The organism is Litchfieldia salsa, from assembly GCF_900104555.1.
Classification (GTDB): Bacteria; Bacillota; Bacilli; order Bacillales; family Bacillaceae_L; genus Litchfieldia; species Litchfieldia salsa.
In genome coordinates, this window is record NZ_FNJU01000011.1 from 12,748 (window position 1) to 29,232 (window position 16,485).

Below are 16,485 nucleotides of genomic sequence, written 5' to 3' on the forward strand. Positions count from 1 at the left end.
TTAGTCTAGAAGACAAAAAACTTCTATTTTTTATATCCTAAATGCATGGCTGCAACCCCACCTGTATATGGTTTCACTTCAATATCAGATAACCCAGCATCTCTAAATAATTGTGCAAGCTCTATCATTCCAGGAAATTCACGAGCTGATTCTTGTAACCAGGAATATTCTTTGTAGCTCTTCGCAAAAAGCTTCCCAAATACGGGCATCACGTATTGAAAATAGAAATAGTATACTTGTTTAAAACCAATTAGGGTTGGTTGTGACGTTTCCAGACACACTACCTTTCCACCAGGCTTTACCACACGACACATTTCTTTTAACACCTGCATATAATCCGGAACATTTCTAAGTCCAAATCCAATGGTTACATAATCAAAAGAATTATCTTCAAATGGTAGTTCCATTGCATTACCATGGACTAACGTTACTTGATCTAATTTTAGTTTTTCTATTTTATTTTGTCCGATTTTTAACATGTTTTTGCTAAAATCCAAACCTATTACTTTTCCACCTGGACCTACCGCTTCAGCTAATGCAATTGTCCAATCGGCAGTACCACAACACAAATCAAGTGCTGCTTGATTTTTTTGGACATTCATTCTCTTCATTGTATCTTTTCTCCATGCTTTATGTTGCTGAAAGCTAATTACTGAATTCATCTTATCATAATTTTTATAAATACTTTCAAACACATGATGAACACGATCTTCTTTTGATTGTTGCATCCTATGAACCTTCCTCCACAATCTTTTTCATTGATAACTGGGGTTGACAATTAAGTAACTGATTAATTCTTACCTCAAGTGTTTGGTTACATTTAAAGTTCTTTGACACTAATTGTAAAAGAGATGTTTTTACATCATAAATGTACAAATCAAATTTATTCTTGATTTCCTCTCGTTCAAAGGACTCACTTGTAAGTTTAAACTGAGACTGTAGCACATTATGAAATGCATCTATGACAGGTGAAACACCTTCCCTAGTGTACAACTCTCTTTCATGTAATAGACGCTTCAGAAGTAGAAACTTTGAAATGAAATCCTCCCACTTTGATAGTTGGAAATATTGTGTTACTTGTGAAATTAATAAAGATTCGATTTTTTCTATACTTTCAAGTAGGGTATCAATTTGTGTTATATCACATTGATAAACTTTGATTTTATGTTCATTTACTTCTTTTGTAGCCTCAGCTAAAGACCGTATCATCGGAATATCGCCTTCCTGAGCAAGGAAATAATAATATAAACCACTAAAATAATCCCCTGCTAACACAGTGAGCTGATTTTTCAAAAGATCCTCAGATGTACTAGTAGGACTTGTACTCACTTGGTCGTGCGTATCTAGGGCCAATTGAATAAGCATTGTAGTTAAAACATAATGTTCTAATTCCTTCTCCCCAATTTCTATTTCTTCAAATATTGTATATAACAAAAGAAGCTTGTCCTCATCAATCTTAGGGGGGTTTAAATACTTATGTAAATATGAATGATTAATTTCCCCTTCAATTCGCTTCTTAAAATTGGTTATTTTCACATTGATGTCCAGCATTCAATCACCCTTGTTTCCCCTATTTATAACTTATTATCTTATCTACTTTTAATAAACAAACTATATTATATCATATCTAACTTCTTTTTGCTTTTTTGGCTCATACATGAGCTTTAAAGTAAACTATTTATTGACAACCAAGAAATCAAATCTAACATTAAAAAATAAAGCAGGAATATGTCCTGCTTATTTCTTCGCATCCGCTTCAATTTCTCCGTGACTAGTTTGGATAACTGCTTTACCTCTAATTTTTATAGCTGAAGTATGCTCAGTAAATTGAGCAATCATCACTTCGCCTTTGTCTAATTTTTCGGAGTGGTGAAATCTCGTATCTGTGCCACGTGTTAATCCAATCACATTAACTCCATCTTCTACTGCTTTTATTACGATAAAATCATTTTTATCATTCAAACTCATGAAATTTTCTCCCCTTATGTAAAGAAGACTTTTAAATAATCTTCCATAACTATCTCTTAAAAAGCTATATCTGTCAAACATATCAATGTTTTCTGTGACCATAATTTATAAAATACTAATGTAATTGAAATTTTAGCATATTGGGGATATGAAAAGCAAAAAAAAGAAGAATCATTTATAAACGATTCTCCTTTTTATATCAGGTGATTATGTATTATTTCACAGCGTCCTTTAGAGCTTTACCTGGTTTAAATGCAGGAACTTTGCTTGCTGCAATTTCGATTTCTTCTCCTGTTTGCGGATTGCGTCCCTTACGAGCTGCACGTTCGCGAACTTCAAAGTTTCCGAAACCAATCAATTGTACTTTATCACCATTTTTTAATGCTTCCAAAATTGAGTCAAATAGAGCATCAACAGCTTTAGTTACATCCTTTTTAGAAAGTTCTGTACTTTCGGCTACAGCGTTAATTAATTCTGTTTTGTTCATGCTATTCACCTCCTCCCAAAATCTAAGAAATATAATTATGCAACGATACTTGCAATTCATTAATCATTTCTTTACATATTTAGCTATTCCTATACATTCAAAAAGTCTAGTAAATGCTAACATGCCTTATATTAAACGATAATTAGACATATTTCAATATTTTTCGAGCAGTTTATTTCCGTTTTAGGTATATTTAGCCATATTTAATACAAATATTTGGCTGTCAAATTAAAAAGAGACTCCTTGAGAAAGGAGCCTTAATTGTTTTATAGAATTATAGCAATCAATCCACCAGAGCCTTCATTAATAATGCGTTCTAAAGTTTCCTTCAACTTGTATCTTGCATTTTCCGGCATTAGTGATAATTTCGCTTGAATACCTTCTCGAACAATTGAACTGAGAGATCTTCCGAAGATATCAGAATTCCAAATCGATAGTGGATCATCTTCAAAATCTTGCATTAAGTATCGAACAAGTTCTTCACTTTGCTTTTCAGTTCCAATGATTGGAGCAAATTCTGATTCAACATCCACTTTTATCATATGAATGGAAGGTGCAACAGCCTTCAATCGTACCCCAAATCTTGATCCTTGACGGATAATTTCTGGTTCATCAAGACTCATATCTGCTAATGCAGGAGCTGCGATACCATAACCTGTCTGCTTCACCATTCGAAGCGCATCAGATACTTGATCGTACTCTGCCTTTGCATAAGCAAAGTCTTGCATAAGTTGTAATAAGTGATCCTTACCACGAATCTCTACACCAACAACTTCTTTTAGTATTTGATCATATAGGTCATCTGGGGCATACAAATCAATCTCTGCTACACCCTGACCCATTTCAATCCCCGCAAGGCTCGCTTGATCAATAAAGTCGTACTCGCTAAATTGACCAACGACCCTGTCAACATCCCGCAGACGTTTAATATCTTTTACTGTATCTTTTACAGCATCCTGATAACTCTCTCTTAGCCAATGATCTTCACGTAATACCATGACCCAGCTTGGTAAATTAACATTGACTTCAAGTACAGGGAATTCATATAGCGACTCTCTAAGTACATTGAAAACGTCGCCTTCTCTCATACTCTCAACACTCATCGCTAAGACAGGAATATCATACATTTCAGTAAGCTCTTGTCTTAACGCTTCGGTATCAGGATGATGTGGTTGAACCGTATTGATGACCATAATAAAAGGTTTGCCAACCTCTTTTAGTTCATTAATTACTCTTGCCTCTGCATCAATATAATCTCTTCGTGGAATGTCACCTATCGAACCATCAGTAGTAATAACCACTCCAATAGTTGAGTGTTCTTGAATAACCTTTCTCGTTCCAATTTCAGCAGCTTCGTGAAAAGGAATTGGTTCTTCATACCAAGGTGTATTAATCATTCTTGGTCCATTTTCATCCTCATAACCTTTAGCACCAGGCACAGTATACCCAACACAATCTACCAGACGAATGTTTACATCAAGCCCCTCACCCACATGGACTGAAACTGCCTGATTTGGTACGAATTTTGGTTCTGTAGTCATAATTGTTTTTCCAGCCGCACTTTGAGGTAACTCATCCTGCGCTCTTGCTTTATCAGCTTCATTACCGATATTCGGTAGAACTACTAGCTCCATAAATTTCTTGATGAAAGTAGATTTACCTGTTCTTACCGCACCAACGACTCCTAAGTAAATATCGCCACCGGTACGTTCAGCGATATCTTTGAAAATATCTACCTTTTCCAAGTGATCCCCTCCTGATCTTAGAGTTCCTGGGATAATAATATCCGACAAATTAAATAATCTAGGACACTATATATGTATGACGTTGTCCTATTTAATTATGACTAGATGTTAAAAATAATTTCAGAACCCAAGTTATTAATTTTTTTAGAGTAAAAAAACCCTTCCTCTAGATTCTATTCAGCAAGGAAGGGTTCATAACTATTTTTTTAAAAAAATTGGTTCGTTTTCAGAATTAATTGTATAAGGAGCTGAATGAGCAGGAACGAACATTGAATTTTCCACCAAGATATTCCGAATATCTTCACCTGGTTTAAAGGAATGTTTATTGTTAGTTAGGGCATTATAGAGATCTATCCGATAGTCAACAAACACTTCTACTTCATTATTAATAACAAGTGGTAGATTGTTTCCTGTGAATGGACTAACTACAAAAAGCTCCTCTTTCATACCTAGCTTTTCATAGTCTAATGTGAAGATATTTGTATCTATTACATCTTTTACTGGTGGATATCCATTCTCTCTTCTGTACACATCTAACCTAAGTTTCAATTCTCTTATTTTTTCAGTAATCGTTAAATCAAAAAGTTTAACCTTGGGATCTGTTTCCACATCTACTAGGACATAAACATAAACTCCCCCACTTTCAAAAGCAGAACCAGGTGGCTCTCCTATGAATCTAGGAATAAGTTTATTAAAATCCACAGGATACTTCTGATAGATCGGTGTATCCATTTCCCTTGTCTTTATAGGTAGCAGACCACCGTTTGCTTCTTGAAAATTTATAACGGATTGTTGTACAGAATCTAGTTGATGTTCAAAAGGAACTTGGTTTTCCACCAGCTTTTCGTCGGGATACATACATCCCGTTAACAAAATTAAAACCGCAATTAACATTATGTAAATACTATATTTTTTCATTAAAATCCGCCTTTATTCATCTAATCACTAACCGGACCACTGAATACGACAAAGAAAATGATAATCCCCGCTAATACCATAAAAAAGTAGGCTAACACGGTTGTAATGATCTTAAATATACCTTTAAATTTATACCTGCTAAAATAAATCCCAATAACCGCAATAAACATAAAGCCCATCGCTGATAAAGAAATCCACATTTTAATTAAACCTGGTGTCATTCTTACATCTCCTTATCTTAATTCTCCGACGTACTGAGCACTATATGTCTTGTCCACCGCAAAATATTATACCATAAAATTCATAATCGATAAATGAAACCAAATCATTTAAAAAAAATACTGAAGTAAAGAGGGGCATCTTTACTTCAGTATCATGAATAACTATTTTAACCCATACCACATGTTCAACCCTTACAGTATCACGTTGCATACTATGCGAACGAAGTTCAAAATGTATCGTCTAATGCCTATCTTTCGTAAATCTATTTATAATAAGTTTGTAGTTTATATAAAAAAATTAATTAGAGAGGTAAAAAACCATTTTTTTCGGACGTAAACTCTCCATAGAAAACCTCCTTCGAACTGCACTCTGTTTATGCTATGCAGAACAAACGCCTAGTGTGAGCGATTAATTCCTACTCTCACCTAGTATATTTGAAAGGTCCTCCATTTCATGTGTCGGTAAACGTCCCATTAAAGAATCCACTGCCTCTTTAGGACTTTTATCATTAAAAAGAACATCATATAGAGCAAATGTAATTGGCATGCTAACATTCATCTTATGTGCAAGTTGATAAGCAGCCTTTGTTGTTCTTACTCCTTCAACAACCATACCCATGTTTTCTAACACTTCTTCTAAACTCTGACCTTTTCCGAGCAAATTACCCGCTCTCCAATTTCTCGAATGAACACTTGTACAAGTAACAATTAAATCTCCAACACCTGTAAGTCCAGAAAAAGTTAAAGGATTTGCACCCATAACGCTTCCCAATCTAGCAATTTCAGCGAGTCCTCTTGTAATTAATGCTGCTTTTGCATTATCCCCGTAACCTAGCCCATCCGTAATTCCAGCACACAATGCAATAATATTTTTTAATGCACCACCTATTTCAACACCTACAATATCAGGATTTGTATAAACTCTAAAATATTTGTTGATAAATAGATCTTGTACATGTTCAGCAGCAGTTATATTTTTAGATGAAGATGTAACTGTTGTCGGATGACGTAAACTAACTTCCTCTGCGTGACTTGGTCCGGATAGAACGACAACATCCTTTAACAATTCTTTTGGCATTTCCTCTTCAATAATTTCAGAAATTCTCTTTAATGAATCAGGCTCAATTCCCTTACTCACATGGACAATTGTTAAGGGTTTATCTGTATAACCAGTTACCTTTTGTAAAACCTCACGTATTGCCTTTGTTGGAACTGCGAGGACTACTGTATGTATACCCTCTAACGCTGCTTCGAGATCATGATATCCAATAATCTCTTCAGGTAGCTTAATATCGGGTAAGTACCGACTGTTTGTATGGTATTGATTAATTTCTGAAATTAAATCTTTGTTATGCCCCCATAACCTAACTTCATGTCCATTATCGGCTAACACCATTGCTAGTGCAGTTCCCCAACTACCTGCACCTATAACGATTATTTGTTGACCCATTTCTCACACCTCACTACTAATTCTTATTTTCTCGCTCTTGTCAATAATCTGATAGGCGTTCCTTCAAATCCAAAAGCAGCACGGATTCGATTCTCTAAGAAGCGTTCATATGAAAAATGCATAATTTCTGGTTCATTAACAAATACAACAAAAGTAGGTGGCTTTACCCCAACTTGTGTTACATAATAAATTCTTAATCGTTTTCCTTTGTCTGTAGGTGCAGGATTCATTGCAACTGCATCCATTATGACATCATTTAAGACATTTGTCTCCACTCTTAATGAGTGATTTTCACTAGCCAATTCAATCATAGGGATTAGTGTATGAATACGTTTTTTCGTGATTGCAGATAAAAACACAATAGGTGCATAATCAAGAAATAGGAAATGATCTCTAATTTTTTGCTCAAATTCCTTCATTGTTTTTTCATCTTTTTCTACTGCATCCCACTTATTAACAACAATAACAACAGCTCTACCTGCTTCGTGCGCATATCCCGCAATTTTCTTATCTTGTTCAATAATACCTTCCTCTGCATTAATAACGACTAAAACGACATCAGATCTTTCAATCGCCTTTAAAGCCCTAAGGACACTGTATTTTTCTGTTGTTTCATATACTTTCCCTTTTTTGCGCATTCCGGCAGTATCGATAATGACGTATTCCTTATTGTTATACTTCAACTCAGTATCAATTGCATCTCTTGTTGTTCCAGCTATATCACTAACAATTACTCTTTCTTCACCTAATAACGCATTTACCAATGAAGATTTCCCTACATTTGGTCTACCAATTAAGCTGAACTTGATTTTATCATCATCATCATCATCATTTCCCTTTTTAGGGAAATGCTCAATTACTGCATCTAACAAATCACCTAAACCAAGCCCGTGAGAACCTGAGATTGGATACGGCTCTCCAAACCCTAACGAATAAAAATCATAAATAGCTTCCCGCATTTCAGGATTATCTACCTTGTTAACGGCAAGTACAACTGGTTTCTTAGATCTAAAGAGCAATTTTGCGACCTCTTCGTCTGCCGCAGTTACTCCTTCACGACTGTTGGTCATAAAGATAATCACATCCGCTTCGTCAATCGCAATCTCTGCTTGATAGCGTATTTGTGCTAAAAACGGCTCGTCTCCAACCTCTATTCCACCTGTATCAATAATATTAAAAACCTGATTTAACCATTCTCCGGAACTATAAATTCTATCCCTCGTCACTCCTGGTACATCTTCTACAATTGAAATTCTTTCTCCAACTACACGATTAAAAATGGTTGATTTCCCTACATTAGGTCGTCCAACAATAGCTACTACTGGTTTCACCATTATACAATCACCCTTCCTCTATTTAATATTGTAAGCTATTTTTCACAGTTCTTATGTTAAGACATGCTTTTAAGGCGAAATTTAAAAAGCCAATATAAACAACTAGCAATATGTATGAAATAAACCCTTCTCTTTTAGAAGGGCTAACTTTTATATTTTATCAGAAATGGTTATAAAAGCAATTAAATTAAATATCAGTGTTTTACTATGACATATAGGTCGTCACTAAGTCCATGCGCAATTCCATCTAATATCGCTTCTAAGCTTGCCGCTGTCTGTTCCATCTCTTCCTTTGATTGACATGTAAAAATCGCAGTGCTGCCAGCTACCTTTGAAGGGTTTGTCGTAATAATGGCTAAAATATACTTTTCTATATTTATTTTAAACGCCGCCCTTTCTTATTGGCCTTTGATTCAGTAGGCATTCTTATCGCATTTTCCAATGTTGGTACTTGACCAATTACCGCTATCGCTTTCTCTATGTCTTTCTCTTGAGGTAAGACAAAGATACCTACCCTTCCATCATCAAGGTCTCTTTTGGCTAACGGAACAAGTGCAGGTGTTCCTGAGTCCCTATACACACCTAATGCAGTTGAAACATCATGTAAGATCGCTTGTCTTTGTCCCAAGTTAGCAATCGTTGAGCGTACATTAAAGTTTTTTGGCTTTAATACAAAACCCATACCATATTTCAGTACTTCTTTTTGCCTTGCCGGTAGGCCGATGTTCATAATATAAATATTATCAACATATAAGCCTGCACCATCAAACCTAGGTTCCATATATTCAATTTCAACAATATCTTTTAGTTTTCCACCTGCCATTAACTTTTTAGAAACAAAGATACCAAGGATCCCTACGACAAGTGCAATCCAAACATTCCAAACTAAATAAGCAAAAGTTGTCGAGAATGATGTTAGTATAACTAAATAATTTCTACTTTCAAATGCGACCGCAATCCCTTCAATATATGTACTCCCTCTTTTTACTAGTTCATATTGATCTAACTCTGTTAATGTATTTCGTTCCATATTTCTTACGTCTCTAAACTGTGAAGCTGCAATTGTAAGAAATGTAATGGCTGTAAATTCTTGTTCCATGATGGACGGAACAGCAACAGAACCTAAACCCGCTGCAATAAAACCTAAAGCAACATGAATAATCTTACCGTGCAGATAAGTTGGATATTGTCGATAATCGGTGCGGAGCATATAAATTCTTGTCGCAACACCAAATATTAATCCGAACAAGATTGGATATGTATATTCATTCATTTATTCGAGTTTCTCCTTTTGCATTTTTTTGAACCATCTCATCAATATACTGGATTAAAACCTCTAATTTTAACCAAACAAACACAATAATAAAAGAAAGTGATAATACATCTAAAAATGAATAAGAACCAATTTCATAGTTGAACCGAAACTTATTAATGATGAATCCATAGAGTAATTCACCCTGACAACTCCCAATTAATAGACAAGCTATTCTAGACACTCTTTCTTTCGTTAGCATTAATGTTAAGTATACAAGCACAATGGCTAGCATCCATTTCCGGTCAAGAAACAGCCAAATCGGATCAAATAATTCAAACAATTGGAAGGTTACGTATGCAATAGTTATGGTTAGCGAACAAATGAGTAAATATACTTTTTGAGCAATTGTTTTTTTTACGATTAAAGCAAAAGGAAGAATGAGAATAATTAAATGAACAAGATTTAAGTGATATGTGTTAATCAATAAATCAATCGATGAAAGACTAAGAATTAGTAATATCAAAAATGAAAGTATTAAACGTTTTTTTCCTTTATCCATAAAAAAGGTTGTATAAATCCACCCCAACCAAGTAATCCAATAAAAATAAAGACCTTCCATCAGCCACCTCCTACCTTTTTCATTATGGGTAAAATAATTGTATATTAGACTGAATTTCCATAGAAATTAGGAAGAATAGATAAAGAAATTTCAGAAACAATAACGATAGTAAGTAAAATATGATTCTTATGAGATCACAATTAAATTTCAGGGGTTAAAGGAGGGAAAGAAAATGGGAAAGGATAGACAAGAGAAGAAGCTGCGAGAACGAAATGTTGTACGTGCTGACAGAGATCCTGAACTTCATAATCCAGGCGCTACGAAGTTAGAAGGACCTGAAGAAGCAAGAGAGAGAAATGAACATTAAATACTTGGTTTTCTATATAACGAAGAAAGCAGGCTGTCTAATCAGACAGCCTGCTTTCTTTAATCATCCTTTGACTATAATTTTTGGGATCAATACCTCTTTGAACTAACCAGTGATATGTATCACCACTTATAACAATAGGTGCATTTTGTAGTTCTTTTATACTCTTTGCACCTAGGGCTGTCATAATGAATTTAAGATCTCTTTCAATATTAGAAATTTCTTCTTTCAATGCTTGTTCACCTAAATTCAATAGCAGCTTTAGGAAGTGTCCAGCAAAAGCTGTAACTGAAGCCCCTAAAGCAATTGATTTTGCAACATCTAAAGCATTTTGTATTCCACCGGATGCAATAATGGTTAGAGGAAGTTTACTGCTTGCCGCTTCTGCAATTGATGCTGCAGTTGGAATACCCCATGTTTCGAAATAATCCAGAACTCGGGTCCGACGTTTATTTTCTATACTAGAAAAATTCGTACCTCCCATTCCCCCTATATCAACTAATGAAACCCCAGCATCTGTTAAACGTTGACAAGTTTCTTTGCTCATACCAAAACCAACTTCTTTAACAATTACTGGTACTGATATTGAATGAATGATTTTTTCTATTCTTAGTAAAGCATCTTCAAAGTTCCGATCTCCTTCAGGCATTACAAGTTCCTGTATAACATTAAGGTGGATTTGTAGCCCATTCGCTTCTATCATATCAACCGCTCTTTTAGCATCTTCTACAGTTGCCTCACTTCCTAAGTTGGCTAGAATTATTCCATTGGGATTAACTTTTCTAGCAATTTGAAAGGTTGAGCGCTCAGATGGATCCTTAATAGCTGACATTTGCGAGCCAACTGCTAATGGAATGTTTGAGTACTTAGCCACCAATGATAGCGATTTATTAATCGATCTCGTATACTCTCCACCGCCACCTGTCATAGCATTTATTAAAATAGGCGAACTCAATAAAAGTTCGCCTACTTTAGTGGAAATGTCTATTTGATCGATATTGGTATTGGGTAGGCTTTGATGCACGAACTTTATGTCTTCTAATCCATGTGTTCTATCTTGACCTACTGATAGAGCATGCTGTATATGTTCTAACTTCCTTTGTTTTCTGCTGCTCATTTCTACCACCGAATCTTATTTTAATTTTTTTAATTGATCCCCAATCATTTCCCCTAATTGAAAACCTGAAGAAGACTCTTCTTTTTGTTGGTACTTAATAAGATCCTCTTCATTAAAATAGTCTTCTTCTAGCTCTTTCATACTCAAAGAAATTCTTTGCTCTTTTTCATTAATTTCCAAGACTTTTACATTTACTTTTTGTCCTTCTTTTAGAACCTCATGCGGTGTACCGATATGTTTATTAGAAATTTGAGAGATATGAACAAGGCCCTCCACACCTGGAATAATTTCAACAAATGCACCAAATGATACAAGTCTTCTTACTGTACCTTCTTTTACGTCACCACGCGCAATTTGTTCATGAATATTTGCCCATGGTCCAGGTAAGGTATCCTTAATAGATAGAGATATTCGATCATTATCAAGATCAATTGATAGAATTTTCACAGTAACCTTTTGACCCTCTTCTACCACATCAGAAGGTTTATCAACATGGTTATGTGACAATTGTGAAATATGTACTAGACCATCAATTCCACCCAAATCAACAAATGCACCAAAATCAGTTAATCTCTGAACTGTACCTTCCAGAACTTGACCAGCTTCTAATGAATGAATTACTTTGTTCTTTTGTTGCTTCTGTTCTGCTTCAACAACCGCACGATGGGAAAGAATCACTCGATTTTTTTCACGGTCTAATTCTACTACTTTTACTGTTAAAGTGTTGTGTAAGTATTCAGAAAAGTCCTCAACATAGTGTGTTTCAACTAACGAGGCAGGAATGAAACCTCTAACACCAATATCAACGACTAAACCACCTTTCACTACATCCTTCACTTCTGTTTCAAACACTTCACCAGAATTAAATCGTTCTTCTAATATTTCCCAAGATTTTTCTGCAGTTGCAGCTCTCTTAGAAAGAATTAAAGTCTCTTCTTCAACTTTAGTGACCTTTAACTCTAATTCTTCCCCTTCTGATACTACATCACTCGCTTTTTCTACATGAAGACTAGAGAGTTCACTTATGGGAATAATGCCATCAACCTTACTGTTTGTAATGCTCACGATTACTTGCTTTTCTTCAACTTTTGTTACTGTGGCAGTAACAATGTCTCCAACTTCTAAATCTTTCACATCAACTTGATTCATATCCTCAACCATCACTTAACCTCCTTAAGTCCACCTGCTGACAAAACTAGAGTACTACTTTGCCATGCAAATGTGTCATATACCCTCGCGAATTGTTAGCAGAAAATTCTCAGGACTATATCTATTCTAAAATTCTTTCTTTAATAAACTTCTAATAAATGCTACTTTTTGTCAAGTACAAACTCTTAAACTATATATTTTTTTCAAGCAATTGTTGTATTCCAGCCATAATATGTTCTGTCACTGTTTCAGCAGATGCTTTCTCCTGCCTTAAATGATCCATTTCAATTGGTTGTCCATAGACCACCTTTATCTTGCCAAATATTTTATAAGGTCCAATAATGGCGCATGGAATAACAACAGCATTTGAACGGAGAGCAAAAAAACCTGCACCTGCTAACCCTTTCCCAAGCTTACCATCCTTACTTCTAGTACCTTCAGGGAATAATCCTAAAACCTCATTATCTTTTAGGATCTTCATCGCTTTTCGTAAGGCCTCCCTGTCACTCATACCGCGTTTAACAGGAAATGCGTTTGTTTTACTAATAAGTTTACCAAGAACAGGAACTTTAAATAATTCTTCTTTTGCCATAAAATGAACAGGTCTTTCCACTGTAATACCAACAACAGGGGGGTCTAAATTATCTATATGATTAGAACATATGATGACAGGATCATTCTTTGGCACGTTTTCTTGGCCAATAACTTCTATACGATAAAATGGTTTTAAAAGTGTCCTAACTGTTTCTCTTGCAAAGATATAAAAACTCATTTCATATCAACCCCTCTCATTGACAAGATTCATAATTTTGTCCACTACTTCAGGAATCGCCATAGATGTAGTATCAATTTCTATTGCATCATCTGCCTTTTTCAGAGGTGCTACTTCACGCTCAGAATCCAACTGATCTCTTAGAGCAATTTCTTCTTTTAAGCGATCAAGATTCGATTCCATTCCTTTTGAGACGTTCTCTTCATGTCGCCTTACTGCTCTTTCTTCTACTGAAGCCAATAAGAATACTTTAATTTCTGCATTAGGAAGGACGTGTGTTCCAATATCCCTTCCATCCATGACAACTCCACCATTAACAGCTAATTGCTGTTGCCTTGATACCATTTCTTCACGAACAGCACGATGCTTTGCTACAATTGATACAGAATTGGTAACCAAATTTGATCTTATTTCCTCTGTAACATTAACTCCATCCAAATAAACAAGTTGACCATTTGGAACCGGTTTTAATTCAATTTTAGTATGAAGCAACAGTTCAAGTAATTTATCTTCATCCTCTAGGTTGATCTCTTCTGCTATTGCCTTATAAGTTAATGATCGATACATTGCTCCAGTGTCAATATATATGTAAGATAGTTTTTTAGCGATAATTTTTGCAACCGTACTTTTCCCAGCAGCTGCCGGACCATCGATTGCAATTGAAATATGTTTTTCCATTAAGTTTAAATCCCCCTATAATACAAAACAAAATATAACTTAAAATCTCTATTTGAAATTACTTATTATGAAAAAATGTTTCAATTGTTTGTGTAGCTTCAGATTTATTGACTCCTTCATAATCAACCATCTTTGTTAGATAAGGTGAGATAGGAGTATATAACAATAGGCCTTGAGCTATGATTAAGGATACTAGTTGAATGATGATTAATTTTATCAATATTTTCTCAAACCTCTTCATGTCGCACAACTCCATACTTTTTTTATTATTATGCGAAAAAAGAGGAATAATTATTCGATATCTTGAATTCCTTTTTTACGAAGAGACACCTGTTTTTCAAAGCAAAACTTTGTGACCACCTGGACTTCGTTATTATTAGGGTTAATAAATTGTAATGATGCTCTTTTCCTGCCAGTTTCCTTATCCGTTAATACTCTAATTAATTTACTTTCTAGTTTCAAAAATTGATTTTCGCCCGAAACCATAGGTAATGCAAACCACGTAATTAACTCATCACCAGCTTGACATTGATTTTTATTAGGTAGAATAATTGAAGCACCGCCTGCACTAATATCAGTTGATAAGGTAACAAAAGGAGAAAAACGCTGTTGCTTTGAGTGAACAGCAACGTCAACATTTACATCAATTCTAACAAATTGTCTTCTTTGGATTCTTTTTAATTTTTCATAGCCTGGGAAGGAGATAATGACCATTGGAATCTCCTTAATCATTCGCCCAACAACCTCTGTGTCAAATAAATAAATCGAATTATCTTGACCAACAAAAGAACCTTTTAATCTTGTCCCATTCATAAAAAAAGCAGACTTACCAGTTAGCTCATTTATAGGATAATCAATATATAATTGATGACCATTGCTTTCAACTAATCGGCAACGATATTTATGTGCATTGTCGTCAAGCGACTCTAAGGTGATTGTTTCTCCAATTTTCAACAAACTATATCACTCTTTCTACCATCTAATGTCTAGGATATTCTTACAACTTCAAGCCTTAGTTGGATGTATTTCTTTGGGTCCTCTAAAAATGCCTATATTCTATTAAATCATGTAATAAAAAAAAGGGAAAGCATATTTCACTTTCCCAATTAATATCTTATGATTGATTATACAATGGTTCTGCATTTTTAAGCTTTATTACTTTTTCTTCATATCCATTTTCAGCGTTAATATATAATCGATAGGTATCATTGTCAATAACACCTAAGAACTCATAACAAAGAACTTCTTCACCCAAGTCATTTGTAATGATAGCAAGTCGATCTTCCATTACCTCTAGATTTGGATTTACTTTTTTTCGAGCTTCCTCTATTGAGATTTCCGGTTTTGGTATTTCCCTTTCCTTATGAGAAATCAGAAAATCTCTTGAAGAGAAGCCAATAATATGACCATCATCTAATGCTACTTTCATTTTAATTGAATCCGGATAGATTCTAACTCCATCGACACTTGCTACAAAGTTAAAGACTCCGATATTTTGATATTGAGCACTTTCGAAAAGCTCTTGGTTGTGGAAATTATGTTCTTTGAGAAACTTCATAGCATTGTTACTAGCTTCATTTAAGCTAATTTTTGCTGTTTTTACATCTCTATGTTGGATGACCCAAATTGGATATCCACCTTTTTTTGTGATATCCATAAAGATTTCAGACTTAGAATCGGGGTCATCTATTCTTAAGCTATAAAATCCGTTTGTTGCTCCCTCACCATTCTCAGACACAGACATTTTAACGTCGCCTTTAAGTCCTAGAAATTCTTTTGCAATTTCCTGAGCTTTTTTCTCATCTATTTTTTTACCTTCTAGACCTTCAAACTCACCACCATTTTTCATGCTTGCAAATGAAGGTCCAAAGTCTGTTCCAGAGTAGGCTTCAACATTTTTCTCAACCGTTTCAAAGCCATCGATGATTGTATTGTCAGCTTGTTTTTCTCCTGAAGCTAATGCTAATTCTACATCCATCCACCTTAAATTATTTTCTATTACTAAATGCTGAACTTTTCTTAATTCCTTTTGAATATCTTCAGCATTTTTGTAGAGCTGTTGTAATGTTTTATATTCTTCTTTAGATAAAGGTTCACCATTTAAATCTCTTACTGCAGTACGGTAACTGAAATCACCGATATTTGCTAAAAACTCCTCTGTCTTATTAAAAGGCAACAATGTTAATGGTAGTTGGCCAACATCAGATTGCGCTTCTGACGTCACTCTCCACACCTCAGCTAATGCTGGTGATAAAGAATCACGTGAATTCATCGCTAACGTTGTTCCAATCTTATCATGAAGCAAATCAACTTGATAAGACAAATCATGAAATGCTCGTTGATAGTTGTTTTCAGCATGAATTAATACTGCATTTTTTTCTTGGTGTTCTTTATACCCCCAATAAGAGGTACCAATAATTCCTATAGTTAATATCGTGATAAAGATTCCTCGTAGCATACTTATT

At 34.8% G+C, this 16,485-nt stretch carries 20 protein-coding genes; 1 reads left to right on the forward strand and 19 read right to left on the reverse strand.

All coding sequences use genetic code 11. The annotated features are described in order from the left end of the window. Positions 1 to 23: 23 nt before the first annotated feature. From BLQ56_RS17560 to BLQ56_RS17615, 12 genes are all read right to left on the reverse strand, one after another. Complete coding sequence (locus tag BLQ56_RS17560) at positions 24 to 728, reverse strand: demethylmenaquinone methyltransferase (protein ID WP_090857404.1); 705 nt, start codon at positions 726 to 728, stop codon at positions 24 to 26. 1 nt (position 729) lies between these two features. Beyond that, entirely contained in the window at positions 730 to 1,551 is an 822-nt protein-coding gene (locus BLQ56_RS17565; protein WP_090857406.1) for a heptaprenyl diphosphate synthase component 1, read from the reverse strand. Positions 1,552 to 1,737: 186 nt separating this feature from the next. Then, positions 1,738 to 1,968: a trp RNA-binding attenuation protein MtrB gene (gene mtrB / locus BLQ56_RS17570; protein ID WP_090857409.1), complete on the reverse strand. Its 231-nt coding sequence runs from the start codon at positions 1,966 to 1,968 to the stop codon at positions 1,738 to 1,740. Between the two features lie 214 nt (positions 1,969 to 2,182). After that, the gene (locus BLQ56_RS17575; RefSeq protein WP_175490372.1) at positions 2,183 to 2,455 is read right to left on the reverse strand and encodes an HU family DNA-binding protein; all 273 of its coding nucleotides are present in this window, start codon (positions 2,453 to 2,455) and stop codon (positions 2,183 to 2,185) included. Positions 2,456 to 2,721: 266 nt separating this feature from the next. Beyond that, positions 2,722 to 4,200 carry a stage IV sporulation protein A gene (gene spoIVA / locus BLQ56_RS17580; protein WP_090857414.1) on the reverse strand — a complete coding sequence of 493 codons (1,479 nt, stop codon included), beginning with the start codon at positions 4,198 to 4,200 and terminating at the stop codon, positions 2,722 to 2,724. 198 nt (positions 4,201 to 4,398) lie between these two features. Then, positions 4,399 to 5,118 (reverse strand): hypothetical protein, encoded by a 720-nt coding sequence (locus BLQ56_RS17585; RefSeq protein ID WP_090857417.1) that lies wholly within the window; start codon positions 5,116 to 5,118, stop codon positions 4,399 to 4,401. A gap of 20 nt (positions 5,119 to 5,138) precedes the next feature. Next, positions 5,139 to 5,339 (reverse strand): DUF2768 domain-containing protein, encoded by a 201-nt coding sequence (locus BLQ56_RS17590; RefSeq protein ID WP_090857420.1) that lies wholly within the window; start codon positions 5,337 to 5,339, stop codon positions 5,139 to 5,141. Between the two features lie 409 nt (positions 5,340 to 5,748). After that, complete coding sequence (locus tag BLQ56_RS17595) at positions 5,749 to 6,789, reverse strand: NAD(P)H-dependent glycerol-3-phosphate dehydrogenase (protein WP_090857424.1); 1,041 nt, start codon at positions 6,787 to 6,789, stop codon at positions 5,749 to 5,751. 23 nt (positions 6,790 to 6,812) lie between these two features. Further along, positions 6,813 to 8,123 (reverse strand): ribosome biogenesis GTPase Der, encoded by a 1,311-nt coding sequence (gene der, locus BLQ56_RS17600; protein WP_090857427.1) that lies wholly within the window; start codon positions 8,121 to 8,123, stop codon positions 6,813 to 6,815. 194 nt (positions 8,124 to 8,317) lie between these two features. Further along, a complete protein-coding gene (locus BLQ56_RS23935) occupies positions 8,318 to 8,503 on the reverse strand; it encodes a capping complex subunit for YIEGIA (RefSeq protein ID WP_090857430.1) in 186 nt (61 codons plus the stop codon). Next, the gene (locus BLQ56_RS17610; RefSeq protein ID WP_090857433.1) at positions 8,500 to 9,396 is read right to left on the reverse strand and encodes a YIEGIA family protein; all 897 of its coding nucleotides are present in this window, start codon (positions 9,394 to 9,396) and stop codon (positions 8,500 to 8,502) included. The genes BLQ56_RS23935 and BLQ56_RS17610 overlap by 4 nt, the downstream gene beginning before the upstream one ends. After that, positions 9,389 to 9,997, reverse strand: a complete 609-nt coding sequence (locus BLQ56_RS17615; RefSeq protein WP_090857435.1) for a YphA family membrane protein — start codon at positions 9,995 to 9,997, stop codon at positions 9,389 to 9,391. The genes BLQ56_RS17610 and BLQ56_RS17615 overlap by 8 nt, the downstream gene beginning before the upstream one ends. A 172-nt stretch (positions 9,998 to 10,169) precedes the next feature. Between BLQ56_RS17615 and BLQ56_RS17620 the strand changes: the two genes are divergently transcribed. Beyond that, on the forward strand, positions 10,170 to 10,304 hold the full coding sequence (locus tag BLQ56_RS17620) for a YpzI family protein (protein ID WP_090857438.1): 135 nt from the start codon (positions 10,170 to 10,172) through the stop codon (positions 10,302 to 10,304). Between the two features lie 37 nt (positions 10,305 to 10,341). On the opposite strand, the gene fni is transcribed toward BLQ56_RS17620, so the two are convergent. The 7 genes from fni to ypeB all read right to left on the reverse strand — a co-directional run bounded on the left by fni (position 10,342) and on the right by ypeB (position 16,478). Beyond that, positions 10,342 to 11,421, reverse strand: a complete 1,080-nt coding sequence (gene fni, locus BLQ56_RS17625; RefSeq protein WP_090857441.1) for a type 2 isopentenyl-diphosphate Delta-isomerase — start codon at positions 11,419 to 11,421, stop codon at positions 10,342 to 10,344. A gap of 15 nt (positions 11,422 to 11,436) precedes the next feature. Further along, positions 11,437 to 12,582 (reverse strand): 30S ribosomal protein S1, encoded by a 1,146-nt coding sequence (gene rpsA, locus BLQ56_RS17630; RefSeq protein WP_090857444.1) that lies wholly within the window; start codon positions 12,580 to 12,582, stop codon positions 11,437 to 11,439. A 178-nt stretch (positions 12,583 to 12,760) separates the two neighbouring features. Then, complete coding sequence (locus BLQ56_RS17635) at positions 12,761 to 13,342, reverse strand: lysophospholipid acyltransferase family protein (RefSeq protein ID WP_090857447.1); 582 nt, start codon at positions 13,340 to 13,342, stop codon at positions 12,761 to 12,763. Between the two features lie 6 nt (positions 13,343 to 13,348). Further along, on the reverse strand, positions 13,349 to 14,020 hold the full coding sequence (gene cmk / locus BLQ56_RS17640; RefSeq protein ID WP_090857450.1) for a (d)CMP kinase: 672 nt from the start codon (positions 14,018 to 14,020) through the stop codon (positions 13,349 to 13,351). A gap of 58 nt (positions 14,021 to 14,078) precedes the next feature. Continuing rightward, positions 14,079 to 14,261 carry a DUF5359 family protein gene (locus BLQ56_RS17645; RefSeq protein ID WP_175490373.1) on the reverse strand — a complete coding sequence of 61 codons (183 nt, stop codon included), beginning with the start codon at positions 14,259 to 14,261 and terminating at the stop codon, positions 14,079 to 14,081. Between the two features lie 50 nt (positions 14,262 to 14,311). Continuing rightward, positions 14,312 to 14,977 (reverse strand): flagellar brake protein, encoded by a 666-nt coding sequence (locus BLQ56_RS17650; protein WP_090857456.1) that lies wholly within the window; start codon positions 14,975 to 14,977, stop codon positions 14,312 to 14,314. Between the two features lie 157 nt (positions 14,978 to 15,134). Continuing rightward, positions 15,135 to 16,478 carry a germination protein YpeB gene (gene ypeB / locus BLQ56_RS17655; protein ID WP_090857459.1) on the reverse strand — a complete coding sequence of 448 codons (1,344 nt, stop codon included), beginning with the start codon at positions 16,476 to 16,478 and terminating at the stop codon, positions 15,135 to 15,137. Positions 16,479 to 16,485: the final 7 nt, after the last annotated feature.